Below are 11,913 nucleotides of genomic sequence, written 5' to 3'. Positions count from 1 at the left end.
GTGATGGTATGGCCTGCGTTTTCAAAGGTATCATTATTATTCACATCATAAGTAGCCACCGTGTCTTCATTCAGGGTTATTGCATCGTTGGCAATATCCACGACTGGATTGACTGTAATGGCAATATTGTCCGTATCACTTAAGGTGCCGTCACTGGTGACTACCGTCAAGCTGTCTGCACCGTTGTAATCGGCAACAGGAATGTAAGATAAACCATCCAAAGCGGTGGTAATTGCAGCAGGAGATCCCGTTAAGGTCACACTGCCCGTTCCGTTATTCGTAATGGTAACCCCTGCTGTTGCCAGTGCCGTTAAGCTGCCGTGCGCCACGGAAATCGTGGTGGTCACAGAAGCACTGTCTATATCGGTGAGGCTTATCGCATTACCATTAGCAGAGCTAAAGACCTGAGCGGTGTCTTCATTCGTGCTTTGAGCGCCCGGTACGCTGTTGGTTGGAGCATCATTAACCGGATTGACTGTCAGGTTCACCGTAGCGGTTTCCGTAACCCCACCGGAAGTCACCGTGTAGGTAAAGCTGGTACTGCCATTGTAATTAGCAGTTGGGGTAAAGCTTAAAGTGCCGTCGCCATTCAAGAGCACTGTGCCGTTGGCCACGACCACCGTGCTGCCTTCGTCAACCGCCGTGCCGTTAATGGCAGTGATGGTATGGCCTGCGTTTTCAAAGGTATCATTGGCATTCACGTCAAGATTAGCCACCGTGTCTTCATTGAAGGTAGCCGCATCGTTGGCAATATCCACGACTGGATTGACCGTGATGGCAATGCTGTCCGTATCGCTTAAGGCGCCGTCACTGGTGACTATGGTCAAGCTGTCAGCTCCGTTGTAATCAGCAACAGGAGTGTAAGATAAACCATCCAAAGCGGTGGTAATAGCAGCAGGAGATCCTGTTAAGGTCACACTGTCCGTACCGTTATTGCTGATCATCACCCCTGCTGTTGCCAGTGCCGTTAAGCTGCCGTGTGCTACAGAAATCGTGGTGGTCACAGAAGCACTGTCTATATCGGTAAGGCTTATCGCATTGCCATTGGCAGAGCTAAAGACCTGAGCAGTGTCTTCATTCGTCGTTTGGGCGCCCGGGACACTGTTGGTTGGGGCGTCATTAACCGGGTTCACCGTGACGTTCACCGTAGCCGTTTCCGTAACCCCACCGGAAGTCACCGTGTAAGTAAAGCTGGTACTGCCGTTGTAATTCGCGGTTGGCGTAAAGCTTAAGGTACCGTTGGCATTCAAGAGCACTGTGCCATTGGCCACGCCCACTGTGCCGCCAACGGCAATGGCCGTGCTATTAATGGCGGTAATGGTATGGCCTGCGTTTTCAAAGGTATCATTGTTATTCACATCATAAGTAGCCACCGTGTCTTCATTCAGGGTTATGGCATCGTTGGCAATATCCACAACGGGTGTCACCGTAATGGCGATACTGTCCGTATCGTTTAAGGCGCCGTCACTGGTAACGACCGTCAGGCTGTCAGAACCATTGTAATCAGCAACCGGGGTGTAAGATAAACCATCCAAGGCGGTGGTGATGTTGGCTGGAGTTCCCACCAGAGTCACCGTTCCTGTACCGTTATTCGTAATCGTCACCCCTGCCGTTGCCAAAGCCGTTAAGCTGCCGTGTGCTACAGAAATCGTGGTGGTCACAGAAGCACTGTCTATATCGGTAAGGCTTATCGCATTACCATTGGCAGAGCTAAAGACTTGAGCGGTGTCCTCATTCGTGGTTTGGGCGCCAGGGACGCTGTTGGTTGGAGCGTCGTTAACCGGATTGACCGTGAGGTTCACCGTAGCAGTTTCGGTAACTCCGCCGGAAGTCACTGTGTAGGTAAAGCTGGTACTGCCGTTGTAATTCGCAGCTGGGGTAAAGCTTAAGGTGCCATCGGCATTCAAAAGTACCGTGCCGTTGGCCACAGCCACTGTGCCGCCCACGGCAATCGCTGTACCATTAATCGCAGTGATGGTATGGCCTGCATTTTCAAAGGTATCATTATTATTGACATCATAAGTAGCCACCGTGTCTTCATTCACGGTTATTGCATCGTTGGCAATATCCACGACTGGATTGACTGTAATGGCAATATTGTCCGTATCGCTTAAGGCGCCGTCACTGGTGACTACCGTCAGGCTGTCAGCTCCGTTGTAATCGGCAACAGGAGTGTACGATAAACCATCCAAAGCCGTGGTAATAGCAGCAGGAGAACCTGTTAAGGTCACACTGCCCGTACCGTTATTCGTAATCGTAACCCCTGCTGTTGCCAGTGCCGTTAAGCTGCCGTGTGCTACAGAAATCGTGGTGGTCACAGAAGCGCTGTCTATATCGGTGAGGCTTATCGCATTGCCGTTGGCAGAGCTAAAGACCTGAGCAGTGTCTTCATTCGTGGTTTGAGCGCCAGGGACGCTGTTGATTGGGGCATCATTAACCGGATTCACCGTCAGGTTCACTGTAGCGGTTTCCGTAACTCCGCCAGAAGTCACCGTATAGGTAAAGCTGGTACTGCCGTTGTAATTTGCAGTTGGGGTAAAGCTTAAGGTGCCATTAGTATTTAACAACACCGTGCCGTTAGCTACAGCCACTGTACCGCCTACGGCAATCGCTGTACCATCAATCGCAGTGATGGTATGACCTGCATTTTCAAAGGTATCATTATTATTCACATCATAAGTAGTCACGGTGTCTTCATTCAGGGTTATTGCATCGTTGGCAATATCCACGACTGGATTGACTGTAATGGCAATGCTGTCCGTATCACTTAAAGCCCCGTCACTGGTGACTATCGTTAAGCTGTCTGCACCATTGTAATCAGCAACAGGAGTATACGATAAACCATTCAAAGCGGTGGTGATGTTCGCTGGAGATCCCACCAGAGTCACCGTTCCTGTACCGTTATTCGTAATCGTAACCCCTGCTGTTGCCAGTGCCATTAAGCTGCCATGAGCTACAGAAATCGTGGTGGTCACAGAAGCGCTGTCTATATCAGTCAGGCTGATGGCATTGCCATTAGCAGTATTAAATACCAGGGTAAGGTCTTCATTGACGTTTTGAGTTACTGGTATCGTATTTATCGGCGCATCATTAACTGGAGTCACATTAATAGTCAGGGTATTAGGAGTTGGATCGAGATCCACACCACCATTCAATGTACCCCCACTGTCTTGCACCTGGAATGTAAAGTTAATAGCACCATTCATGTTGGTCGCAGGTATATATACCAGTGAACCCCCATTAATATCTGCAACGCTAATAATTTGTCCAGCAGTTACTGCAGCCCCATGTAAAATAAGGGTTCCTTCAAGTGGTAATGTGTTAATTTTTACCGCTTGAAGACTGTCAGCAGGATTATCATTTGGATCTGTGAAACCAAAATCAGTCGTTTTAATAACTACAGGTGTATCTTCGGGAGTCGTGACATTTTTATCACTGCCTTCCGGGGCATCATTAACTGAACGAATAGTCAATGAAAATGTAGTACTGTTTTCCATAGTACCATCAGACATCTTATATGTCGTAGTGGGTATCGGACCATTATAATCAGGAGAAGGAGTAAAACTGAAGTCTCCATTAGCTTGAATAGCTAATTCACCTTTACCATTAATAGTAACTGTCTGTCCTGCTTGATATACAGTGGGATCACCCTCTAGTTTAAAGGTCGTGATGAATATGGGATCACCTTCAGGATCTTTATCATTAGTTAATAGATTACCAGTCAAGGTGCTGTCTTCAAGAACGACACTATTCTCTGGCATTGCATTAGGAGCATCATTTGCGCCATGAATATTCACAGTTATCTTTTGTATGGTGCCGTCTGTCGCAACAGCATCAAATGTCACAACTCGTACTTCACCAGCTTTAAGTGCATCAACTAAAGGGCTATTGTCGTGTAGTTCATAAATCCAATTTCCTGACGCATCCATGGTAAATGTACCTAATGGCCCAGTTTTCCCACCAGGAACAAAGCCATCAATACTTGTTATTTGAGCTGAAAATTTTGGTGCTCCGGGTATTGAGTTATTTAAACCACCAGGTTCAGTGACATCTCCAATAAAAATTCCGCTAATAACTGTTGGGGGGATAACAATATCGGGTATTACTACTGTATCAGAGGGCGCTGCTATTACAGCTTCTTCTGTTGGAGCTGCTGATATTGGGCTGAATACGATTCCTTGGGGATCCAATTCTGATCTGTAATTATCAAATGATAGAGGTAGGGTATTGTATCCTGAGAAGACCAGTCCTGAGCCATACATAGGATCCAAATAATAAGATTCGCTGCCTGATCCCAAGACGTCAACACCGGCTGCAGTAGCTCCAAGAATATCAAGAACCAGCGAGGGATCTATGCCTTTTTCCAGTGCTTCCTTGATGATTTCTTCATTGGCGTTTAAGGCTCCAAATTTTAATGCCGGGGAAATTCCATCAAGAGGAAAAGGCTTATTCAAAGCCAATGCTTCCGGGAATCCTTCAATAAATTGAATGTATGCTTCACCACTTAATAATGTAAGAATATCGCCTTGATGCAGTGTAGCACCTGACTTAACGATATGCGCTTCTCCATGCGCATTGACTTTTTCAAGTATTCCATTTAGAGCTCTTACAACACCGATGATTGCTTGAGTTAACATCTTCTATCCCCATCAAATTGGAACTACCCAAGTTAAGCATAGAACAAATAATGAGCGGATTGATCAATTTATTGTAACAAACCCGTTAAAATTTGAATCATCATGGATCAATTCAAAAGTACTATTAAAAGGTGTTTCATAGTAACTAATTTGATATATATTTTCGCGTGGTTGGTGCATTTAAAGCCTACCGACTCACTAATTATAAAATTAAAGAATAGCAATTTATCCTCGAATTATTAATTACAAGTATGTAAAGGAACATTGATTTTGAGCAGGTTTATTACCGGGTTTACTTTTTTTGAATAATTCTTGAGAACTGCTAACAATTGTCTCTGCGAGAGTTAATGGATTCTTCCTTCTTACTCGACTGCTATCAGAAAAAATTTCAGAATTACTAACTGGAATATGATAAATAAAGCATTTTCTGCTAGCATATTCAACATCGTATAAAGGAGCATGCAGACAAACTGCATAAATATGAAATTAAGCTATATAGTAATACTGCTATGAAAAAAAATTCCAAAAGAATATTAAGCTGGAAAGAACGATTTATTTATCGATATTACGCTTGCGATCGGTTTATACGTTTCGTTATTCAACATTTTATTCAGGATGAATGTACTTATATTGCATCAGCTTTATCGTTCACAACTCTACTTGCCATTGTGCCATTGATGTCAGTCGGTCTGGCAATATTCTCTACCTTCCCTATTTTTCAAAATTTGGCAGATCCTGTACAGAACTTCATCTTTGATAATTTTGTTCCTGCTACAGGTAAAGTAGTTCAAGCCTATTTACAACAATTTGCTTCCCAAGTATCTAAATTGTCAATTTGGGGCATTGCTTTTCTGATTATTACCGCTTTGCTGGTCATGTTTACCATTGAACGAGCATTGAATAAAATTTGGCGCGTTACTTCATCACGTCATGGAGTACCTGCATTCTTGATTTATTGGGCGATTATATCATTGGCGCCAGTAATTTTAGGGTTAAGTCTGGCGGCCAGCTCTTATTTATTTTCCATGCCTATGTTCATCGCACATCAAGCCCCATCCATAATGTTGCATTACTCTCCCATAGTTCTTTCCCTGATAGGGTTTACTTTTTTATATATTATAGTTCCAAATTGTCCCGTGAATATAATGCATGCTTTTTGGGGTGGTTTGATAGCGGCAATTTTATTCGAATCGGCAAAACAGGCCTTTGCCTATTATTTAATTCGTTATAATACCTACGAGTTGCTTTATGGTGCCTTTGCTACGGTACCTATCTTTTTTATTTGGGTATACTGGGTTTGGCTGATTACTCTTTTAGGCGCAGAAATAAGTTATGCGCTTTCTGTTCACCATCAACGACGTGACGGTAAATCTCTGGATGGATTTTCACACGCCCTGCTCTGGCTACATCAACTTTGGTTAGCTCAAAAAAATGGCAAGGGCCTTAGTTTTAATGAACTGGTAGATGCAAGCAGCCAGCCTTTTGCGGTGGATGTAGATGAAATGATTAATGCTTTAATTCATCACGAACTAATCCATGCGACAGCAGACGGTCATTACATGTTAAGCCGGGATTTGAGTCATATTACTTTATATGATTTGACTCAGCTTTTACCCTATCGTCTCCCTACTCACATGGAACTTGATTATTCAAAATCATCCCTGGCAGAACAATGGCGTGCCGCATTCAGAAAAAATGATGAAGATTTACAAAAATCTCTAAACATTAATTTAGAACAATTATTTACCAAAAGTACCAGTTAAAAAGTAATGAGCATTATTTAGTAAACGATCCATTGGCAACTAATGCATCCCTGTCTATAAATTCAGAAGATAATCGGAATTGCTTGATTAAAGCCAGAACTTCCGGAACAAACACATAAACCTCAGGTATTTTATCAGGTCCTTTACCATAAACATAATCCAGGTAATCCTGCTCTATGAATGAAAGTCTCAGTATAAAGTTTAATGGACAGGCTTGATTGCCTTTGCCATTTTCAAAGCGTTGTAATACATTAGCCAAAATCCAAAAAATATATTTCTCATCCGCGTTTATTGCAGGAATTTTTAAACAGGCGGATCGAACAGAGGAATAGGAATTATCGGTAAATCCTGTTAATAATCCTAATTTATGAAAGGCTCGATTAATATCCTCATAGCTGTAACGGATAAACAATTTTCTTATAGCATAATCAATTCTGTCTAAAGTACCATAATCTGCGCGTATGGCGGTTATGATCAATTTCTTCCATTTTGGCATTTCATCGCTAATCTGCGTAAAACTTTTGATTTCAATTTGCAAATCTTTAGATAAAACATAAGTTGGATTGGTAATCAGAAGTTTTGCCAATCTAAAAAGACGAACAGGATCGTGTTCAAACGTGCTGCCAGGTTCTTTAATACTGGCTATTATTTTTTTATTTCTTAAGTTCAACGCGTTACCGAAACTAAAAATCAAAAAATTATTTTCGTTAGTTATCTCACAATATAACGCATTTAAATTAAAATCGCGTTTTTCAAAATCAGCATTTAATAGATGCTGAACTGGTTCCTTCAACGGATTTTCATTTACGGTAAAATCCAGGGTAATGCCATTACCCATATCGCAATAAATAATAGGATACTTCGTGCTTCTAATTTCGGGATTTAACTGCCTTTTTTGGAGAAACTCATTAACCATGAACATACTCATATTAACGATCAATATGTCGTAATCATTAGGTTTAATCCCGTCCAGAATATTTGAAGTAGCTGCACCAGTTAAATAGAATCTTGCTTCTGGAAATTGTGTTCTTAACTCATCCAATAACTGCATCATCGGCAGTGGAAAGTGTTTCCTGTTAAGATATTGAACATTAAGTGCCGCTCCCTCAGATACAGGTACAAAAAATGCTGGGGATTGACTCATTAAGGTAGCTGCATTAGCTTCCGCCATATCCTTTGAACAGGTTGTCACTACAGCCTGTTCAGCAAATAAAGGCTTCTGTTTTTTAATTATTTGATATTCAGGCAGTGGAACAGATTCAATAACTGGGGTTAATTTGACTATTGGTTTTAACAATAAAGTAGCATCGGGTTGGACACTCAATTCGTCAACGGGATGAGCTACTTTAATCCGATCAAGGTTCACGTGATCAACTGAGATGTTTTTTAGTCCCCTGACTTTTTTTGAATCATGCCCCGTTATCGATTGTTCAGAGAGTACAGGCTGATTTGCAACAGCTGATGTTGAAGCTGGTTTAATCGTTTGTCTATTCTTTTTTTTCTCATTGTTTTTCGAGCCTGATTCAGCTGCTGAAATTGAATGTGTTCCAGCATGTCTTTTAGTCACTTGTTGTATAACTGGCGTTGTTTTTTGCTTTGTTCCGGCCGTTAAAGTTCCTTCACTCCGGGAAATAGCCTGAGGCTTGGATTTTTTAGTACTCATGTCTGGATGAACTGATTCTATTTGTCGTGTTATCATGTGTTTCATTGATGAAACGTTATGAATTACTGCTTCTTTTCGACTGCCAAAATAATAATTAAATAAATTTCCAACATAATTTATAACTCGTGACAAAAAGCCAAACATCTATTTTTTCCTCAATTTCCACTTACAACGCGTTCTTTAATGGAATACATTTCTCCTTATTTCTATTGATTTCCGTGCATATTCTTATTTAAGTGAACCTGGATGTTGTGAACGATGGGTGAATATTTAAAAATTCAGTTCATCGGGTAATTATTAGCGTTGCTTACTGGGCCAAACACAAAAGAGCACATATTATACACAATAATAATTTAATAAACAATGTGATTTAATAAAATCAAATGGCGTGTCTTTTCGCAAATAATGAATCAATATAGTTCTTTCAGATGGCAGTTCAATTACATACTGTAATGATTTAATCCTTTGGAACTAAAGTCCAACATCTTTAAAAAGTGTATTTGCTGCTACCTACATTGCCTTCATCAGGATCTGCTTGTACATCTTTAGTAGACGATTCAATATCCATAAGGACATGATCTTCTGCATTTTCTGTGTTTAATTCTTCTTTTAGTGTCGCATGTTCAGACGGTAAAAGCTCAGTACTTCTTTCTATTAGTAAGTTTAAAGTTTCCAGTAATCGGTTTATAGTCTTTAATCGGATATCAATTCCAATTAAATTATCCTGAGATTGTTCATATTTAGATTTAAAGAAAGCGACTACCGTTCCGTTAGGAGATAATTCAACTTTATTCAATATTCGATTCTTCATTAGTTTAAGATCACTTTCCATAGCGTAAAAATAGTTATCTTTTGTAAAGTGGTTATAGTTAAAAGCTGTAAGAAAGCTTAAAAAGCCATTTACCCTAGCCCAGGTGCAATTTTGACAAGCATTTTTAAACGTCACAACTAATTCGGGTAGTTCCAGATGGTTATAGTTTGGTATCATCTTGTTAAGATTCGCACTGTCTGTAAACAAGTCATTAAAAAATGATAAATACATTTCAACCAGTCTCTTTGTTCTTACACTCGGAGACTTTAGCATTTTGGTCCATATAGACCTCACGTCGCCCAGAATTCGAGTATCATTTAACGTCTTTTGGGGATTTATGCCACCAATGATCCAAAATAATAGAAACTCATAAGCCTTAGCACCTTCCAATCGTTCGAATCTAGTGGCTATTGAATACATATCTTTTCTATTCAGAAAATCAGTAAGTGATTTATATGCGGCTGATTGTTGTTCTGAAACAAGTGAGTCACTGTTTAGGATGTAGATAATTCTCATACATGTTGATAATTTTACAACATCACAATTTTTTTCAATTAGGGAAAGAGGATCTTTCTCACCTCGAGGTTTGGAATAATTATATAAATGCAGAACAACTAATTTATTCAGGTCAAATTGAGGCATAAATTGTACTAATTAATCAAAGCGTAGAACAAATAATACATACATAAGCCATGCTGAACAACTAAAAAACTCTAGACCATTAATTTTTTTATTAAATAGTAGGGGTTGTTGACAATTGCTCTATAAATCTTAGGTGGCACGGCTTGTCCCTGAACAATCCTCAGTTTTTTATACATCATTCTCACGATAGCGGGGATCCATGCAAAGATATAGCATTGTGCTAAATTTTAGAATGGATCCCCTCCCCGCATTCGCGAGGATGACAATCTTATAAAAAGTGCAAATTAAGATTAATTTATGTGCTTTTTTAAAAAGTGAAGAACTCTCAGGGCTTGTCCGCAGCAAGTGGTCCTTTATGGATAATTAGAAAAATGTATAGTCAACAGACCCTATTAGGTCAATACTTCAAAAGTTATTGACCTAACTAACAACTGCAATTATTCATCATCCAGGGTTTGTTGACAATTATTCAAACCTTAAAGAATATAGCGAGCCAAATCCTCATCCGCGACCAACTGACCAAGATTTTTATCCACATAAGCTCTATCTACATGGACAGACTCTCCAAATTTATCAGTTGCCTCAAAAGAGACCACCTCTAACAAACGCTCCATCACCGTATACAATCGACGCGCACCAATATTTTCCATGCGTTCATTAACCTGCCAGGCCACCTCGGCAATACGACGAATACCGGTTTCATCGAATGTAAGGGTTAAACCTTCAGTTTCCATCAAGGCAGCATATTGCAGAGTCAATGAGGAACTCGGTTCAGTCAGAATGCGAACAAAATCTTCAACAGTCAGTGCCGATAATTCCACTCGAATGGGTAAGCGTCCTTGTAATTCAGCAATTAAATCTGAAGGTTTGGCAACATGGAACGCACCAGAGGCAATAAATAAAATATGATCTGATTTTACCATACCGTATTTAGTTGATACGGTAGTACCCTCAACCAGTGGAAGCAAATCTCGTTGAACTCCTTCACGTGATACATCACCACCACCCCCTTCGGAGCGTTTGGCCACTTTATCCAATTCATCAATAAAGACGATTCCGTTCTGCTCAACACTTTCAATTGCTCTAACCTTGATGTCTTCTTCATTAATCAGTTTTGCAGCTTCTTCTTCACGTAATATTTTCATCGCCTTGGCAATAGTCATTTTACGTGTTTTAGTACGATGACTGCCGACTTGTTGAAACATGGATTGCAGCTGACTGGTCATTTCTTCCATACCAGGAGGCGCCATTATTTCAATGCCAACAGGAGCGACAGCAAGATCTATTTCAATTTCATTATCATTAAGAGTCCCTTCTCTTAATTGCTTGCGGAATACCTGTCTTGCCGTGGAATCCTTTTCCCCAGGAGTTAATGTGCCGCGCGCAGGAGGCAATAAAACATCCAGAACACGCTCTTCAGCGGCATCTTCGGCCAAATGCTCGACTTTCTTCATAGCAGATTCACGTTCCTGCTTAATCGCTATATCAGTGAGATCACGCAAAATAGAATCAACATCACGCCCCACGTAGCCTACTTCAGTAAACTTAGTGGCTTCAACTTTAATAAAAGGAGCTTGAGCCAACTTTGCCAAACGTCGGGCAATTTCTGTTTTACCTACGCCAGTTGGACCAATCATCAAAATATTTTTAGGCATTATTTCACTGCGCAAAACAGGATCTTTAATCTTCATTCGACGCCAGCGATTACGCAAAGCGATAGCTACCGCTCTCTTTGCATCATCCTGACCGATAATATGTTTATCAAGTTCCTGAACTATTTCTCTTGGTGTCATTACTACACTGTTATTTGCTGTCATTGTTCAATTCTTCTATGGTTAAATTGTTATTGGTATAAATACAAATATCTCCAGCAATAGTTAATGCTTTACGCACTATCTCTCCAGCTGATAATTTGGTATTTTCCATCAATGCTTTTGCTGCCGCTTGGGCAAAAGGACCACCGGAACCTATAGCGATTAAACTTTCTTCAGGTTCTATAACATCGCCATTACCAGTGATAATTAAAGAGGATTTGCTGTCTGCTACGGCGAGCACTGCTTCAAGTCGTCTTAACATTCTGTCAGTTCGCCAATCTTTAGCAAGTTCAACAGCCGCTCTGACCAAATGACCTTGATGCATTTCCAACTTGCTTTCAAAACGTTCAAAGAGGGTAAAAGCATCAGCAGTTCCACCTGCAAATCCGGCAATTACTTTATCTTTATATAATCGCCTTACTTTGCGGGCATTGCCCTTCATCACAGTATTACCTAAAGTAACCTGACCATCACCACCTATAACAACCTGATTACCTCGTCGTACGGATAGTATTGTTGTACCACGGTATTGTTCCAAAATTAAATCCTCAATTCATGCAGAAAATCTAAACATGGGGATGAT

At 40.7% G+C, this 11,913-nt stretch carries 6 protein-coding genes; 1 reads left to right on the top strand and 5 read right to left on the bottom strand.

From position 1 onward, the window contains the following. Positions 1 to 4,637 (bottom strand): tandem-95 repeat protein (locus Lqua_RS13265; RefSeq protein WP_193787183.1); only part of this gene is annotated, 4,637 nt, incomplete at its 3' end. A 509-nt stretch (positions 4,638 to 5,146) separates the two neighbouring features. Between Lqua_RS13265 and Lqua_RS13260 the strand changes: the two genes are divergently transcribed. After that, on the top strand, positions 5,147 to 6,400 hold the full coding sequence (locus tag Lqua_RS13260; protein ID WP_058474767.1) for a YihY family inner membrane protein: 1,254 nt from the start codon (positions 5,147 to 5,149) through the stop codon (positions 6,398 to 6,400). A gap of 13 nt (positions 6,401 to 6,413) precedes the next feature. Here the strand turns inward: Lqua_RS13260 and Lqua_RS13255 are convergent, their stop codons facing one another. From Lqua_RS13255 to hslV, 4 genes are all read right to left on the bottom strand, one after another. Beyond that, a complete protein-coding gene (locus Lqua_RS13255; protein ID WP_058474766.1) occupies positions 6,414 to 8,207 on the bottom strand; it encodes a nucleotidyltransferase family protein in 1,794 nt (597 codons plus the stop codon). Between the two features lie 343 nt (positions 8,208 to 8,550). After that, positions 8,551 to 9,516 carry a hypothetical protein gene (locus tag Lqua_RS13250; protein WP_133141112.1) on the bottom strand — a complete coding sequence of 322 codons (966 nt, stop codon included), beginning with the start codon at positions 9,514 to 9,516 and terminating at the stop codon, positions 8,551 to 8,553. 476 nt (positions 9,517 to 9,992) lie between these two features. After that, on the bottom strand, positions 9,993 to 11,333 hold the full coding sequence (gene hslU, locus Lqua_RS13245) for an ATP-dependent protease ATPase subunit HslU (protein WP_115148677.1): 1,341 nt from the start codon (positions 11,331 to 11,333) through the stop codon (positions 9,993 to 9,995). Continuing rightward, positions 11,320 to 11,868 (bottom strand): ATP-dependent protease subunit HslV, encoded by a 549-nt coding sequence (gene hslV, locus Lqua_RS13240; RefSeq protein ID WP_058474764.1) that lies wholly within the window; start codon positions 11,866 to 11,868, stop codon positions 11,320 to 11,322. The genes hslU and hslV overlap by 14 nt, the downstream gene beginning before the upstream one ends. Positions 11,869 to 11,913 lie beyond the last annotated feature (45 nt).

The organism is Legionella quateirensis (assembly GCF_001467955.1).
In the GTDB taxonomy this organism is placed as follows: domain Bacteria; phylum Pseudomonadota; class Gammaproteobacteria; order Legionellales; family Legionellaceae; genus Legionella; species Legionella quateirensis.
Note: the sequence above shows the minus strand (reverse complement) of the source record. Positions and strands in the feature narration are given on the sequence as shown.